Origin of the sequence: Actinokineospora guangxiensis (assembly GCF_042657845.1) — a bacterium.
GTDB lineage: Bacteria > Actinomycetota > Actinomycetes > Mycobacteriales > Pseudonocardiaceae > Actinokineospora > Actinokineospora guangxiensis.
The window spans coordinates 162174-177406 of record NZ_JBHSKF010000011.1 but is presented as its reverse complement, the minus strand read 5'-3'; the positions used below and the strand labels follow the sequence as shown (position 1 = coordinate 177406).

Below are 15233 nucleotides of genomic sequence, written 5' to 3'. Positions count from 1 at the left end.
CGCAACTCCCTAGTCCGTGCCGAACTCCATCGCCGCGAGGTCCAGCGAGTCGGCCTCGACCAGGCCGTCCGGGTCGACGTCGCCGGTGGCGATGGCGGCGGCGCCGCCGGGGGCCAGTTCGCCGATGAGGTTGTCCCAGGCGCTGAGCTGGCCGTGGCCGCCGTACTGCTCCAGCTTGGCGCGCGAGTCGGCGATGTCCAGGTTGCGCATGGTGAGCTGGCCGATGCGGTCGTCCGGGCTGAACGCGGGGTCCTGGCTGCGCTCCATCGACAGCTTCTCGGGGTGGTAGCTCAGGTGCGGGCCCTGGGTGTCGAGCAGCGAGAAGTCCTGGCCGCGGCGCAGGCGCAGGGTCACGGTGCCGCTGACCGGGTAGCCGATCCAGCGCTGCATGCTCTCGCGCAGCATCAGCGCCTGCGGGTCGAACCAGCGGCCCTCGTACAGGAGCCTGCCCAGCTTGCGGCCCTCGTTGTGGTACATCGCGATCGTGTCCTCGTTGTGGATCGCGTTGACCAGGCGCTCGTAGGCGATGTGCAGCAGGGCCATGCCGGGGGCCTCGTAGATGCCGCGGCTCTTGGCCTCGATGATGCGGTTCTCGATCTGGTCGGACATGCCGAGGCCGTGGCGCCCGCCGACGGTGTTCGCCTCGTGCACGAGGTCGACGGGGGAGTCGAACCGGGTGCCGTTGATCGCGACCGGCCTGCCGTGCTCGAAGGTGACGGCGACGTCCTCGGCCGCGATCTCCACCGCCGGGTCCCAGAACGCCACGCCCATGATCGGGGTGACGATCTCCATGGACGTGTCCAGGTGCTCCAGGCGCTTGGCCTCGTGGGTGGCGCCCCAGATGTTGGCGTCGGTGGAGTACGCCTTCTCGGCGGAGTCGCGGTAGGGCAGGTCGTGCTGCTCCAGCCAGACCGACATCTCCTGCCGCCCGCCCAGCTCCTCCACGAACGCGCGGTCCAGCCAGGGCTTGTAGATGCGCAGGCTCGGGTTGGCGAGCAGGCCGTAGCGGTAGAAGCGCTCGATGTCGTTGCCCTTGAAGGTCGACCCGTCGCCCCAGATGAAGACGTCGTCGTCGCGCATCGCCCGCACCAGCAGCGTGCCGACGACGGCGCGGCCGAGCGGGGTGGTGTTGAAGTAGGTGTTGCCCGCCGTGCGGATGTGGAACGCCCCGCAGGTCAGCGCCGCGAGCCCCTCCTCGACCAGCGCGGAGCGGCAATCGATGAGCCGCGCTTTCTCGGCGCCGTAGGCGACCGCTCGGCCCGGGACGTCGTCGAGGTCCGGTTCGTCGTACTGGCCCACGTCGGCGGTGTAGGCGTAGGGGACGGCTCCGCGCTCGCGCATCCAGGCGACGGCGACGGAGGTGTCCAGTCCGCCGGAGAACGCGATTCCCACGCGCTCGCCGACCGGGAGTTCACTGAGGACCTTCGACATGCGGGCAATGGTAGGGAGCGCGCGCGGGACCCCCGGCACGCGGGTGGCGCCAAGCGGACGCCCCTCCCACCCCGTGGGACGGCTGCCCCCGCGTGGGCCCGCGCGTGGGAACGCCGTCGCACGGCGGGAGCAGTAGGGTGTACTCATGGGTAACAATCGTCAGATCAGGCTCGCCGCCCGCCCCGTCGGGGAGATCAAGCCCGAGGACTGGTCCCACGTCAGCGTGGACGTCCCGCGGGCAGGCGACGGGCAGTTCGTCGGCAGGACCCAGCTGGTGTCGCTGGACCCGGCCATGCGCGGCTGGCTGGACGACCGCCCCTCCTACCTGCCGCCGGTGGGCATCGATGAGGTGATGCGGGCGGGGACCCTGGTCGAGGTCGTGGAGTCGCGCCACCCCGACTACGCCGTCGGCGATCACGTGGTCGGCACCTTCGGCGTGCAGGAGTACGCCGTCAGCGACGGCAAGGGCGCCCTCAAGGTCGACAAGCCTGCCGCGACCTACCTCGGCGCGCTGGGCATGCCCGGCATGACGGCCTACTTCGGCCTGCTGGAGGTCGGCGCGCTCAAGGAAGGCGAGACCGTCGTCGTCTCCGGCGCGGCGGGCGCGGTCGGCAGCGTCGTCGGCCAGATCGCCAAGGTCAAGGGCTGCCGGGTCATCGGCATCGCGGGCGGGCCGGAGAAGACGGCCCTGCTCACCGAGGAACTGGGCTTCGACGTCGGCATCGACTACCGCGCCGACGGTCCCGACGGCGTCCGCAAGGCCATCCGCACCGCCGCCCCCGACGGCGTCGACGTCTACTTCGACAACGTCGGCGGCACGATCCTCGACGCGGCCCTGGCCAACCTCGCCATGCACGGCCGAGTGGTGATCTGCGGCGCGATCAGCCAGTACAACGCCGACCAGCCCACCCCCGGCCCGTCGAACTACCTGAGCCTGCTGGTCCGCCGCGGCCGCATGGAGGGCTTCATCGTCTTCGACTACGCCAAGCGCTACCCGGAGGCCGCCGCCGAACTGGCCGGGTGGATCTCCGAGGGTCGGATCGTGCTCAAGGAGCACGTGGTCCCCGGCTCGATCGATGACTTCCCGGCGACCCTGGGCATGCTCTTCCGCGGCGAGAACGTCGGCAAGCTGGTCCTCGACGTCAGGTGAGCGGGCAGGTCAGGTGAACAGGCAGAAGGGGTGGCCCGCGGGGTCGAGCATGACCCGGACGTCGTCCTGGGGCTGGTGCTCGGCCAGCCTCGCGCCCACCCCTTCTGCCCACGCCACCGCGCCCGCCAGATCGTCGACCTGGACGTCCAGGTGCGCCTGTGTCTGCTGGGAGCCGGGTTCCGACGGCCAGACCGGCGGCACGTGTCCGCGCTCGTACTCGAAGTTCAGCGTCAGGCCCTCCGGCAGGCGCAGCTGGGCCCAGCCGTCCTCCGGCGGCGCGCCCGCGGAGGGTGGCTCCGAAGCGGTGATCTCCGCGCCCAGGAGCGTGCTGTAGAAGGCCGCCAGGGCGCGGGGGTCGGGGGCCGACAACGACATGGACGTGGCGCGCAGCCTCGGCTGGGTCATCATCCGACGGTAATCCCGCCACGGGTGCCCTGCGCCGCAATCGCTTGCGGCGCAGGGCATCGGGGTCAGCGGGTGGTGCAGGGGACCCCGTTGAGGCGGTAGGCGAGCGGGGTCGCGTTCCAGCCGCTGCCGACCTGCTGACGGCCGGTCGGCCACGTGTAGGCCAGGCTCCAGGTGCTCACCGGCGCGGTCCCGGTGTTGGCGATCTCCAGTTCGGCGACGAAGCCGTTGCCCCAGTTCGCCGTCTCCCGGTAGGTCACCGCGCACGAGGATGCCGTGGGCGTGCCGGTGGTGAAGCTCAGCGGCGGCGAGGACCAGCCCACCCGGCCCGCATTGTCCCTGGCGACCAGGTTCACCGTGTACCTCGTCGCGTCGGCATCGTCACCCCGACCACCGCCCCCGCCGCGGCCCGGAACACCCTCATCGCACGCTCCCGTCGCCGTGTCGGCGCCAATCATGGAGTGTTATCGTTAACATTCGCAGCGTCGATAGGCCAGGGCCGAGAGAGCGGAGGCCTCGGTTAACGTGCTCAACCGCAGCTGACGGTTGGAGTCGAGCGAGTGGCCGGGGTCGGTTCGCTAGGCTTCGCTGGTGACCGTCCCGAGCGCCGATGACCGCCTCCGCGTACTGGAGGCCCTCTCGGAATCAGCGCTCGGCCACATGGACCTCGACTCCGTGCTCCGCACGGCCGTGGGGCGGCTGCGCGCCCTCTTCGAGGCCGACACGACCACCGTCCTGCTCCACGAGCCCGCCAGCGGCACGCTCATCGCCACGGCGGCGGCGGGCCTGGAGGAAGAGGTCGTGCAGGGCGTGCGGGTCAGCGTGGGCGCGGGATTCGCGGGCCGGATCGCGGCACTGCGCGAGCCCGTCGTCCTCTCCGCCGTCGACGCCACGACCGTGGTGAACCCGCTGCTGTGGGAGCGCGGCCTGAGCACCCTGCTCGGCGTCCCGATGCTCGCCCGCGGCCACCTCGTCGGCGTGCTGCACATCGGCTCGGTCGGCGCGCGGGACTTCACCGACGATGACATCCGCCTGCTGAAGGTCGCCGCGGACCGGCTCGCCCTCGCGGTGCGCATGGAGCTGCTCGCGGCCGAGCGCTCGGCCGCCGAGGCCCTGCAGCGCAGCCTGCTGCCCGCCCGGCTCCCCTCGGTCCCCGGCGTGGAACTGGCCAGCCGCTACGTCCCCGACTCCCTGACCGGCGTCGGCGGCGACTGGTACGACGTGTTCTCCCTGCCCGGCGACCGCTTGGGCGTGGTGATCGGCGACGTGACCGGCCGCGGCCTCGGCGCGGCCGTGGTGATGGGCCGCCTGCGCAGCGCTCTGCGCGCCTACGCCCTGGACTACGACGACCCGGCCGAGGTGCTCGCGAAGCTGGACCACAAGGCTGGCCACTTCGAGACCGGGACCATGGCCACCGTCAGCTACGCAGTGGTGGGTCCTGGTCGGGACTGGATCGACGTGTCGCTGGCGGGCCACCTGCCGCCGGTGGTGGCCGACGGCGGGCGCGGCAGGATCCGGTTCCTGCCCGTCGACCCGCCGATCGGGCCGAGGGAGAGCCCGATTCCCCGGCAGGTGACCAGGATGGAGCTGACTCCGGAGTCGGTCGTGGCCTTCTACACCGACGGGTTGGTCGAGCGCCGCGACGCGGTGATCGACGAGGGCCTGGAGCGGCTTGCCGGACTGGTGCGGGCGGAGCGGGCCGAGATGGTGTGCTCACGGGTGATGGCGGGCATGCTCGGGCCCAGGCCCGCGGGCGATGATGTGGCGCTGCTGGTGGTGCGCCGGGTCTGACCCGCGGTCGCCGCCGCGGGCCGCGCGCATCGCCAGGAACCGCTGTTCCGGGACGCTGCCCGCCAGGCGGGCGGCCTCGCGGAAGGCGGCCGAGGCCGCGGCGTGCTCCCCCGCGCGCTCCAGCAGGTGAGCGCGGACGGCATGCAGGCGGTGGTGGCGGGCCAGGACTCCGTCCTCCAGTTCGGCCAGGGCGGCCAGGCCCGCGCGCGGGCCGTGGACCTCGCCGAGCGCGACGGCGCGGTTGAGCGCGGTGACCGCGCTGGGGGCGAGGCGCTCCAGCACGTCGTAGAGGGCCAGGATCTGCGGCCAGTCCGTCTCCTCGGCGGAGGCGGCCTCGGCGTGCACGGCCGCGATGGCCGCCTGCACCTGGTACGGGCCGACGGGGTGGGTGGCCAGGCTGTCGGTCACCAGCGCCGTCGCCTCGGCGATCGCGGCCCCGTCCCACAGCGAGCGGTCCTGCTCGGGCAGCGGGACCAGTGCGCCGTCCCGGTCGACCCGGGCGGCGCCGCGGGCCTCGGTGAGGAGCATGAGAGCGAGCAGCCCGGCGGCCTCCCCGGAGCCGGGCAGCCTGCTGTGCAGCTCCCTGGTCAGGCGGACGGCCTCGGCGGTGAGGTCGGTGCGGCGCAGGTCCTCGCCCGCGCTGGCGCTGTAGCCCTCGTTGAACAGCAGGTACAGCACGTGCAGCACGACCGCGACCGGCGGGTCGGGGGGCAGCTCGAAGCGGGCGCCGACGTCGCGCAGGCGCTGCTTGGCCCGGGAGATCCGCTGGCCCATCGTCTTCTCCGGCACCAGGAACGCCGCGGCGATCTCGGCGGTGCTCAGACCGGCGACGGCCCGCAGCGTCAGCGCCAGCTGCGCCGATGGCGGCAGTGCCGGGTGGCAGCACAGGAACAGCAGCTCCAGCAGGTCGTCGCGGACCGGCTCGGCGTCCGGCGGCGGGGCGAGCAGGGCGTCGCGGGGCGCGGCGTCGGCCAGGGCGCGCTCGCGGCGCTCGCGGGCGGCGTCGGAGCGCAGTTGGTCGATGTAGCGGCGCTGGGCGACGGTGGTCAGCCAGCCGAGCGGCTGCTCGGGCAGCTCGTGCGGCCACGCCCGCGCCGCGTCGGCCAGCGCCTCCTGCACGGCGTCCTCGCAGCGTCCGAAGTCGCCGTTGCGCCGCACCAGGATGCCCAGCACCTGGGGGGTGAGCGTGCGCAGCAGCCCGTCGATGCCAGTCACACCGCCTCGTCCCCCTCGCGCATCAACGGCCACACCTCCAGCCCGCCGCCGAGCCCCCGGCTGTGGCGCAGCGCCGGGTAGGCCGCGGCGATCTCCATCGCGCGCTCCTCGCTGTCGACATCGACCATGAAGTACGACCCCACGTACTCCTTGGCCTCCAGGTACGGCCCGTCGGTGACGACCGGCGCGCCGCCGACGACCCGCACCGCCTTCGGCCGGTCGACCAGCCCCTGGGCGTCCACCAGTTCGCCGGAGTCGCGCAGGCCCGCGGTGAAGGCGTCCACTTCGGACACCAGCTTGGCGAAGGCGTCGGCGTCGGCGCTGTTCCACACCTCGTCGTTGCCGTAGATCAGCATCAGGTACTTCACGGGCCCTCCTCGCGGTCCGCCGTGGAGGGTCGATTGTGCCGCAGCGACCCGGGGGCGGGGTCTGTCGACCCGGGCGAATCGGATTCATGATTCCGGTGGGGAGCAGTGGACAAAGGAATGTATGGTCATGTGCCAATGTTTCTCTATTTGTATGTGAATCGCGGCGATCGGCGCAGGCTCTGCGGCATTTGGAGCAACTCCTGAATTACCGCTTTGCCCGGGCGGTGCTCGTGCTAGATTCGCGCACGGTCGCCGAGCTTGGGAATTAGGGGGAACAGTGAGTGGCGCTCTTTTGCTGCGGCCGCTTGTCAGTGGCCTGCTCAAGGATGTGATCGACGCTCCGGATGCGTTGTTCGACATGGTTGCCGCGGTGGGGTCGCCGCTCAACCTCGTCGTGCCGGAGAAGATCGCCGAGAATGTCGGTGAATACTTCACCGCCTTTCGCGAGCACCACCTGAGCGGCGAGGTCTATTTCGCGCACAAGGCCAACAGGTCGAGCGCGCTGGTCCGGGAACTGGCCGCAGGCCGGGCCGGCATCGACGTCGCCTCCCTGGGGGAGCTGCGGCACGCGCTCGCGGCGGGGTTCTCCGGGAGCCGGGTGATGGCGACCGGCCCGAAGGACACCGAGTTCCTGTGGCTGGCCGCCAGGGTGGGCGCGGTGGTCAACGCCGACTCACCCGAGGAGCTGGCCGCGCTGGCCGCCATCGTGGCCAGGCACGGCCTGCCCGCGGTCCGGGTCATGGTGCGCCTCTCGGCGTTCGACTCACCCGGGGTCACCGTGCTGAGCAGGCCGAGCCGCTTCGGCGTGCACGCCCGCGAGCTGCCCGGCGTCTTCGACCTGCTCGACCGGCACAAGGCCGAGCTGAGCCTGCTGGGTGTCGCCTACCACCTCGACACCAACGGCCTGGCCGAGAAGGCGCTCGCCCTGGAGGGCTGCCTGCTCGCCATGCGCGAGGCCGTCGGCCGGGGATTCTCCCCGACCGCGGTCGACATCGGCGGCGGCTACGGCGTCAACTACCTGGCCGACCAAGGCGAATGGGAGCGTTACACCAGCGAGCTGAGCGCCGCGGTGCTCGGCTCGCGGCCGCCGATGACCTGGCAGAACCACGGCTACGGACTGCGCGCCGAGGCGGGCACCCTGCGCGGCGCCCTCGGCGTCTACCCGGCGCACCGCCCGGTCGCGGGCGCCCGCTACCTCGACGCGCTGCTGCGCCGGGAAGCGCCGTCGCTGCGCAGGCCGCTGGCGACGCTGCTGCTGGAGAACCTCTACGACCTGCACGTCGAACCCGGCCGCGCCCTGCTCGACCAGTGCGGCCTCACCCTCGCCAGGGTCGAGGAGGTCAGGACCACGCACTCCGGCGACACCCTGGTCCGGCTCGCGGCGAACTCCCGCGACATCAGCGCCGAGGACCACGCGGTCCTGATGGACCCGATCCTGCTGAGCGCGCGCCCCCCGACGGGCGGCCCGACCGGCGTCTACCTCTCCGGCAACCTGTGCCTGGAGGACGACCTGATCACGCGCAGGCAGGTGGTGCTGCCGCACGAGCCCGCCCCCGGCGACCTGCTCGCCTTCGCCAACACCGCAGGCTACTTCATGGACTTCGCCGCGGGCAGCGCGCTGATGCAACCCACTGCCCGGAAAGTGGCCGTATTCCGCTCCGGCAATACGTGGAAATGGTGCCTCGACGATCTGTACTGGCCCACGAAAGGCACTGAAGCATGAGGTACGAAAGCATTCTCGACACCATCGGCGACACGCCGCTGGTGCGAATCCCGGCCGAGGTGCACGGGCTGCGCAACATTGATCTCTACGCCAAGCTGGAGATGCTCAACCCGTTCGGTTCCGTCAAAGACCGCCCGGCCTGGAACATGGCGCGCGCCGGTCTGGCCGACGCCGTCGAACGGGGCGATTCGATCGTGGAGCTGTCCAGCGGCAACACCGCCAAGGCGCTGGCCGTCATCGCCGCGATGCACGGCCTGCCGTTCAAGAGCGTGACCAACCGCATGAAGGTCCCCGAGATCAAGGACCTGCTCCTGCTGCTCGGCGCGCAGATCGAGGAACTGCCCGGCCAGACCGAGTGCCTCGACCCGACCGACACCGAGGACCCGCTCACCCGCATGTACCGGATGCTGTCCGAGGAGGGCAGCGGCTACCTGCACACCGACCAGTACTTCAACCCCCGCAACCTGGAGGCCCACCGGGGCGGCACCGCGCCGGAGATCATCAAGGACCTCGACGGCCGCGGCCCGGACATCTTCATCGCCTGCGTCGGCACCGCAGGGTCCTCCACCGGCGTGGCGGGCGTGCTGCGCGAGCACAACCCGGACGTCTCGGTGGTGGGGCTGGTCGCGACCAAGTCCGACTTCATCCCCGGCATCCGCAACATCGATGAGGTCAACGAGGTCGGCCTCTTCGACCCGGCCAACTACGACACCATCGAGGCGGTCACCGCGCAGGAGGCCATCGACGGGATGCTCACCCTCAACCGCCGCTGCGGCATGCTCGGCGGCCCCACCGGCGGAGCCGCCTACTACGGCGCGGTGCGCCACCTCAAGACCATCGACGAGCGGCTGACCGAGCGCCGCACGGCGGTGTTCATCGTGTGCGATCGCGTCGAGAGCTACATGAGCTACGTCCGCGAGCGCAGGCCCGAGCTGCTCAGGCAGCCGCCCCGGGCCAACTCGGTGGACGCCCTCACCGACACCGAGATCGCCGCGGCGGCGTCGGTCGACGTGGCCGAGGCGCGCGCGTGGATCGACACCGCCGCGCCACTGGTGGTCGACCTGCGCGGCCCCTTCGCCTACTCCGCCTCGCACATCGGCGGCTCGATCAACGTCGTGGACGAGCTGTTCGACGAACTGGTGCGCGGCGGGCTGCCGTTCGGGCCGGGCAAGCCGGTGCTGCTGGTCTGCCCGGTGGGGGAGAAGTCCGCCCGCTACACCGCGCTGCTGGCCAAGATGGGCCACCGCGAGGTCCGCAGCCTGCGCGGCGGGGTGGTCGCCTGGCGCGACGCCGGCGCCCCGCTGGTCAGGGAGTGACGCGGTGGCGATCACCATGACCGGCACCGACGCGCTGGAACGCCTCGCCGGGTGGCAGCGCGACCTCAGGGCCGAGTTCCCGATCATCGCGGCCAACCCGGGCCTGGCCTACCTGGACAGCGCGGCGACGGCGCAGAAGCCCGCCGCCGTGCTCGACGCCGTCAGCGCGTTCCTCACCAGCGGCAACGCCAACGTCGGCCGCGGCTCCTACCCGTGGGCGACGGCGGCGACCGCGCGGGTGGAGTCGGCCCGCGAGCGGGTGAAGGCCGCCCTCGGCGATGTCGGGGACGACTCGTCGGTCGAGTTCGTCTCCGGGGCCAGCCACGGCCTGCGGATGGTCGCCGAGGACTGGCTCGCCGACCAGCTCGCCGACGGCGACGAGATCATCGTCCCGTTCGGCGACCACAAGGCCAACCTGCTGTCCTGGCTGGACGTCCGCGACGCGCTGGCCCGACGCGGGACGCGCGTCGAGGTGGTCGCGATGCCGGTGGACCCCGCCTCCGGCGACTACGACCACCGCGCGCTGCCCTCGCTGGTGACCGAGCGGACGCGGTTCGTCGCCGCGACGCACGTGCACCACGTGTTCGGCGCGGACATGAACGTGCACCGCCTGCGCGAGGCCGTCGGCCCACACGTGCCGATCTGCCTCGACGCCGCGCAGAGCGTCGGACACCGGCCGGTGTCGGTGGCCGAGCTGGACGTCGACTTCGTCGTCTTCTCCGGGCACAAGGCGCTGGCGCTGCCCGGGGTCGGCGCGGTGTGGGCGCGCAACCGCAGAGGGCCACGGCTGGCCCCGCGCGGCTGGGCGGGCACCCCGAACACCGCGGGCGTGGTCAGCCTGGTCGCCGCGCTGGACTGGCTCGACCGCGCGGGCCTTGAGCGGATCCGCGAGTGGACGACCGCGCTGTGCGTGCGGCTCTCCGACGGGCTCAGCGCGCTGCGCGGAGTGCGCGTCCTCGGCTGCCAGGACAGCCTCGCCGCGGGCTCGACCGTGCAGCGCAGGGAGGGCATCGTCACCTTCCGCCACGAGCACGTCCGCTCCGACGATCTTGGCTTCGTGCTCGCCGACGAGGGGATCATGGTGCGCGCCGACAGCCACTGCCAGGCCGGGCGCGGCGCCGATGACCGCGCGGTCCGGGCGAGCGTGCACGTCTACAACACACCCGAGGAGGTCGACCGGCTCCTCGCGGTCGTCGCCCGCTGCGAAGGGATGGCAAGTTGAGCAGGACGATCGCGATGGTCGACGTGTACCCGTCGTCGCTGGCGCTGGCCCAGGCCTTCCTGGACGACGGTGTGCGCGTCGTCCGGGTGCAGAGCGCGGCGCAGGTGCCCCCGATCTACCGCACCCATCCGGACCTGGGCCTGTTCGCCGACAACATCCTCCACAGCGACCTGGCCACCACGCGCGACGCCGTGGCGGCGCACGCGCCCGCCCTGGTCATCACCGCCAGCGAGACCGGGGTCGAACTCGCCGACCAGCTCAGCGAGTCACTCGGCCTGCCGACCAACGGCACCCCGCTGAGCCCCGCGCGGCGCGACAAGTTCCTGCAGAACGAGGCGCTGCGCGCCGCCGGGGTGCCCGCCGCCCGGCAGCTCCTGGTGACCGACGAGGACAAGCTGCGTGCCTGGCACGCCGAGATCGGCGGCCGGGTGGTGGTCAAGCCGCTGCGCGCGGCGGGCAACAACGGGGTCACCTTCTGCGCCACCCCGGAGGAGTCGGTCCGCGCCTACCGGGAGATCCTCGGCAGCCTCAACCTCTTCGCCGAGCGCAACGAGGGCGTGGTGGCCCAGGAGTACCTGGTGGGCACCGAGTACGCGGTCAACACCGTCAGCTCGATGGGCCGACACCGGGTCACCGACATCTGGCAGTACGCCAAGATGACCGTCAACGGGGTCGTCGACCGCCACGCGGGGGTGTTCTCCACCCCGGTCGACGCCGTTCCCGACGTGGTCTCCTACGCCTACGAGGTGCTCGACGCGCTCGCCATCGCGCACGGACCCGCCCACCTGGAGATCATGGTGACCGCGCAGGGCCCGCGCATGGTCGAGACGGGAGCCCGCCTCTGCGGCGGCGGAGCCGCGTACTACGCGACCCTGGCGGGCGGCGAGTCGCAGCTGGAGTGGACGGTGGACGCCTACCTGCGCCCCGACCGGTTCGCCGAGCGCTACCGGATGCCGCACCAGGTGGAGCAGCACGTCGTCATGGCGTACCTGACCTCGCCGGTGGAGGGCGTGCTGGAGGACTACCCGCTGCTGGAGCAGGTGCGCGCGCTGCCGAGCTTCCACAAGGAGCACATCGGCGTGCAGCCGGGCGAGCGCCTGCCGCGCACGGTGGACGACTCGACCGAACCGCTGATGATCGGCCTCGCCCACCCGGTCGCCCAGGTCGTCGCCGACGACTTCCGCGCGGTCAACTACCTCGACGGGCTGGGCTTCTACCGGGTGCGCCCGTGACCCACGTCGTCGTCCTGCACCGCTGGCGAGCCCCGTAGGCCGAGTACTCCCGCTACGTCGACCACTCGGCGCACGCGGTGACCTACGTCAGCACGGACGTCGGCGCCGAGTCACTGCCCGCCGCCGCCCGCGAGGTCGTCGTCGTGCCCGCGACCGACGACCTCGCGGCGGTCTCGGCCGCGCGGCACGGACCGCCGTCGCGGATCGTCGCGCTCAAGGAGGACGACCTGCCGGCCGCCGCCGCGCTGCGGGCCGAGTGGGGCTGCCCGGGGCCGACAGGGGCCGAGACCATCCCGTTCCGGGACAAGCCGGCTGGCCGGTGGTGGTCGAACCCCGGATCGGCAGTTCCAGCGCGGGCGTGTCGGTGCTCGCCGGTCCCGAGGACGTGGCGGATGTGGACAACGCCGTCGTCCAGGCGTTCAGCGAGGGCGACGTCCACCACGTCGACGGGCCGGAGCCTTCGCCGCGGACGTGCTGCGGGCGCTGACCGAGCAGCCGACCGTGTCCACCTTGAGCTGTTCGTCATGGGGGACCGGTTGCGGTTCCCTGGAGGTCGGCGCCCGCGCGGGCGGGGCCGAGAGCCCGATCCTGTGGCGGGAGCTGCACGGGTTCGACCTCAACCACTTCGGGTTCACGACGGCGCTGGGCGAGCCCGCGCCGCCCGCGGGCGCGGTGCTGCCCGCGGCGGAGGCCTACTCCGAGCACGTCGGCGGGCGCTTCCGCTTCCGCGGCGACAGCACCGCCGCGGTCGCCAAGATCGCCGCCGACTACCGCATCACCGGGACAGCGCTGGGCTGAGCCGCCCCGGCGGCGCGGGCGTGGTGGCAGGCGACCCGCTTGCCCGCCAGCGGTTGCGGGCGCGGGGCCACCTCGGCGCACACCGCGCGGTCCACAGCGGACAGAACGGGGTGGATCGGGCAGCGCGGGCGGAACGCGCAGCCGCGCTCGCGGGTCAGCGGGTCCGGTGGTTCCCCGACGAGGGGCACGGGGCGGGCCGAGGGGGACAGCGTCGGCGTCGCGGCGACCAGGGCCCGGGTGTAGGGGTGCGACGGGGTGTCCAGGACATCGGCGACGGGACCCGCTTCCACCACCTTCCCCGAGTACATCACCGCGACGCGCTCCACCGAGCGGCGGGTGAGGGGCAGGTCGTGGGAGACGACCAGGAACGCCAGGCCGAGCCGGTGGCGCAGGTCGGTCAGCAGGTCCATGATCCCGGCGCGCAGCGACATGTCGAGCGCGGAGACCGGCTCGTCCAGCAGGACCAGGCGCGGTCCGGGGGCCAGCGCCCTGGCGATGGCGACCCGCTGCCGCTGGCCGCCGGAGAGCTGACCGGGGCGGCGGGCGGCGCAGTCGGCGGGGAGGCCGACCAGCTCGACCAGCTCGCGGGCGCGGGATCGGCTCTCGGCACGGCCTCGGCCCTGGATGCGCAGCGGCTCGGCGATCAGGTCGGCGACGTCCATCACCGGGTTGAGCGAGGACGTCGGGTCCTGGGTGACCACCTGCACGCGGGCGCGCAGGTCGGCCCGGTCGCGGCGGCGCAGCGCGGAGAGGTCGCGGCCGAACAGCTCCACGGAGCCGGACTGGGGCGCGCGGAGACCGATGACCTGGCGCAGCACGGTGGTCTTGCCGCAGCCGGACTCGCCGAGCAGCGCCAGCGCCTGCCCCGCCGCCAGGTCCAGGTCGACGCCGTCGACGGCGCGGACGGTGGCGCGGCCCTGGCGGAAGTGCCTGCGCAGACCGGTGATCCGCAGCACGGTCTCCCCAGCGGGCGCGTCAGGTCGCACCGGGAGGTCCACCGCGGACACCAGCTCCCGAAGCCGGTCGCTGCCAGGGCTGGCGAACAGCGGGCCCACCGGCCCCTCCTCCACCATCTCGCCCCGGTGCAGCACGGCGACGCGGTCGCAGGAGCGGGCCACGACGCCGAGGTCGTGGGTGATGAGCAGCAGAGCGGCCCCGGTGCGCGCGCGGACGTCGTCGAGCAGGTCGAGGATCTGCGCCTGGACGGTGACGTCCAGGGCGCTGGTCGGCTCGTCGGCGATGATCAGGTCCGGGTCGCAGGCGATCGCCGCGGCGATCGCCACCCGCTGGCGCATGCCCCCGGAGAACTCGTGCGGCAGCGCCCCCGCCCGCTTCGCCGCGATGCCCACCGAATCCAGCAGCGCGACCGCCCGCGCGGTCGCCGCCCGCCGCCCGATCCCCGGCCGGTGGACCGCCACCGCCTCGGCGATCTGCGCGCCGACCGGGATCACCGGCGTCAGCGCCCCCAGCGGGTCCTGGTGCACGAACCCGATCCGCGCCCCGCGCACGGCCGACAGGTCGCGGTCGGACATGCCGACCAGTTCCCGCCCATCCAGCCGCACCGAGCCCCGCACCCCCGCGGTGGCGGGCAGCAGCCCCAGCACCGCGAGCGCCGTCGCGGACTTGCCCGATCCCGACTCGCCCACCAGCGCCAGGGACTCGCCCCGGTCGAGGTCCAGGCTCAGCCCCCGCACCGCCGTCACCTCCGCGCCGCGGTGGCGGTAGACGACGCGCAGGTCGCGGATCTCCAGCAGGCGGTTCATCGCGGCACCTCGTCATCGCGCAGGCCCTCGCCGAGCATCCCGGCGGCGATGACCGTCACCGCGAGGAACCCGACCGGGGCGAGGAAGACCCAGGGAAACGTCAGCGCCGACCCGCTGCCCGCGGCGACGAGCGTGCCGAGGGAGACATCCGGCGGCTGCACACCGAAACCGAAGTAGCTCAGCCCGGCCTCGGCCAGCACGGCCGTGGCCACGTTCATCGTGCAGTCGATGACCAGCAGCGGCGCCATCTGCGGCATCAGGTGCCGCGTGACGACCCGCCCCACCGACGCGCCCATGTCCTCGGCGGCCACCACGTACCCCGACGCCCGCAGGCTGCGCGCCCGCGCCCGCACCACCCGCGCCGTGAGCATCCACTGGAACCCGGCGATCAGCAGCACCAGCACCAGCCACGACTGCTCGCGCAGCGCGGGCGACACCACGGCGACCACCAGGATCGGCGGCAGCACCAACAACACGTCCACCACGCCCATCAGCACCCGGTCGGCCATGCCGCCGAGATAGCCGGCGAGCGTCCCGACGACCGCCGACACCACCGTCGTGAGCACCGCCGCCAACAGGCCGATCACCAGCGACTTCTGCAATCCGCGCAGGCACTGCGCCAGCACGTCCTCGCCCAGGCGCGCCGTCCCCAGTGGATGACTCGCCGACGGCGGCGACAGCACCGCCAGCAGGTCCTGCTCGGCGTGCCCGTACGGCACCACCAGCGGCCCCAGCACCGCCGCCAGTCCGAGGAGCACCAGCGACCCGCCTCCGGCCAGGACACCCGGTCGCCGCAGCACCGCTCCCCGCTTCACGACC

The 15233-nt window shown here is 72.8% G+C and carries 16 protein-coding genes; 8 read left to right on the top strand and 8 right to left on the bottom strand.

The annotated features are described in order from the left end of the window. Positions 1–9 precede the first annotated feature (9 nt). Entirely contained in the window at positions 10–1431 is a 1422-nt protein-coding gene (gene argG / locus ACFPM7_RS20965) for an argininosuccinate synthase (RefSeq protein ID WP_378249374.1), read from the bottom strand. Positions 1432–1576: 145 nt separating this feature from the next. On the opposite strand from argG, the gene ACFPM7_RS20960 reads away from it, so the two are divergent. Further along, the gene (locus ACFPM7_RS20960) at positions 1577–2581 is read left to right on the top strand and encodes an NADP-dependent oxidoreductase (RefSeq protein ID WP_378249373.1); all 1005 of its coding nucleotides are present in this window, start codon (positions 1577–1579) and stop codon (positions 2579–2581) included. Between the two features lie 9 nt (positions 2582–2590). On the opposite strand, the gene ACFPM7_RS20955 is transcribed toward ACFPM7_RS20960, so the two are convergent. Further along, complete coding sequence (locus tag ACFPM7_RS20955) at positions 2591–2986, bottom strand: VOC family protein (RefSeq protein WP_378249372.1); 396 nt, start codon at positions 2984–2986, stop codon at positions 2591–2593. 65 nt (positions 2987–3051) lie between these two features. After that, entirely contained in the window at positions 3052–3342 is a 291-nt protein-coding gene (locus tag ACFPM7_RS20950) for a cellulose binding domain-containing protein (protein ID WP_378249371.1), read from the bottom strand. A gap of 232 nt (positions 3343–3574) precedes the next feature. Between ACFPM7_RS20950 and ACFPM7_RS20945 the strand changes: the two genes are divergently transcribed. Next, the gene (locus ACFPM7_RS20945; RefSeq protein WP_378249449.1) at positions 3575–4777 is read left to right on the top strand and encodes a PP2C family protein-serine/threonine phosphatase; all 1203 of its coding nucleotides are present in this window, start codon (positions 3575–3577) and stop codon (positions 4775–4777) included. On the opposite strand, the gene ACFPM7_RS20940 is transcribed toward ACFPM7_RS20945, so the two are convergent. Beyond that, entirely contained in the window at positions 4700–5992 is a 1293-nt protein-coding gene (locus tag ACFPM7_RS20940) for an RNA polymerase sigma factor (protein WP_378249370.1), read from the bottom strand. The two genes, ACFPM7_RS20945 and ACFPM7_RS20940, sit on opposite strands and share 78 nt — an antisense overlap. Then, positions 5989–6360, bottom strand: coding sequence for a YciI family protein (locus tag ACFPM7_RS20935; protein ID WP_378249369.1), 372 nt, complete (start codon positions 6358–6360; stop codon positions 5989–5991). The genes ACFPM7_RS20940 and ACFPM7_RS20935 overlap by 4 nt, the downstream gene beginning before the upstream one ends. A 358-nt stretch (positions 6361–6718) precedes the next feature. On the opposite strand from ACFPM7_RS20935, the gene ACFPM7_RS20930 reads away from it, so the two are divergent. The 4 genes from ACFPM7_RS20930 to ACFPM7_RS20915 are packed head-to-tail and all read left to right on the top strand — an operon-like array spanning position 6719 to position 11853. Further along, complete coding sequence (locus ACFPM7_RS20930; RefSeq protein WP_378249368.1) at positions 6719–8083, top strand: type III PLP-dependent enzyme domain-containing protein; 1365 nt, start codon at positions 6719–6721, stop codon at positions 8081–8083. Further along, positions 8080–9399, top strand: a complete 1320-nt coding sequence (locus ACFPM7_RS20925; protein WP_378249367.1) for a pyridoxal-phosphate dependent enzyme — start codon at positions 8080–8082, stop codon at positions 9397–9399. The genes ACFPM7_RS20930 and ACFPM7_RS20925 overlap by 4 nt, the downstream gene beginning before the upstream one ends. Positions 9400–9403: 4 nt before the next feature. Next, entirely contained in the window at positions 9404–10621 is a 1218-nt protein-coding gene (locus ACFPM7_RS20920) for an aminotransferase class V-fold PLP-dependent enzyme (RefSeq protein ID WP_378249366.1), read from the top strand. Then, positions 10618–11853 carry an ATP-grasp domain-containing protein gene (locus tag ACFPM7_RS20915; RefSeq protein WP_378249365.1) on the top strand — a complete coding sequence of 412 codons (1236 nt, stop codon included), beginning with the start codon at positions 10618–10620 and terminating at the stop codon, positions 11851–11853. Before ACFPM7_RS20920 ends, ACFPM7_RS20915 begins: the two co-directional genes overlap by 4 nt. An 82-nt stretch (positions 11854–11935) precedes the next feature. Here the strand turns inward: ACFPM7_RS20915 and ACFPM7_RS20910 are convergent, their stop codons facing one another. Next, positions 11936–12070 (bottom strand): hypothetical protein, encoded by a 135-nt coding sequence (locus ACFPM7_RS20910; RefSeq protein WP_378249364.1) that lies wholly within the window; start codon positions 12068–12070, stop codon positions 11936–11938. Between the two features lie 102 nt (positions 12071–12172). Here ACFPM7_RS20910 and ACFPM7_RS20905 point away from each other — a divergent pair, with 102 nt between their 5' ends. Both ACFPM7_RS20905 and ACFPM7_RS20900 read left to right on the top strand, forming a co-directional pair. Next, on the top strand, positions 12173–12340 hold the full coding sequence (locus ACFPM7_RS20905; RefSeq protein WP_378249363.1) for a hypothetical protein: 168 nt from the start codon (positions 12173–12175) through the stop codon (positions 12338–12340). A gap of 23 nt (positions 12341–12363) precedes the next feature. Then, entirely contained in the window at positions 12364–12651 is a 288-nt protein-coding gene (locus ACFPM7_RS20900) for a hypothetical protein (RefSeq protein WP_378249362.1), read from the top strand. On the opposite strand, the gene ACFPM7_RS20895 is transcribed toward ACFPM7_RS20900, so the two are convergent. Continuing rightward, positions 12621–14414, bottom strand: coding sequence for a dipeptide ABC transporter ATP-binding protein (locus ACFPM7_RS20895; protein WP_378249361.1), 1794 nt, complete (start codon positions 14412–14414; stop codon positions 12621–12623). The genes ACFPM7_RS20900 and ACFPM7_RS20895 overlap by 31 nt on opposite strands. Beyond that, positions 14411–15229: an ABC transporter permease gene (locus ACFPM7_RS20890; RefSeq protein WP_378249360.1), complete on the bottom strand. Its 819-nt coding sequence runs from the start codon at positions 15227–15229 to the stop codon at positions 14411–14413. Before ACFPM7_RS20890 ends, ACFPM7_RS20895 begins: the two co-directional genes overlap by 4 nt. Between the last annotated feature and the right edge of the window lie 4 nt (positions 15230–15233).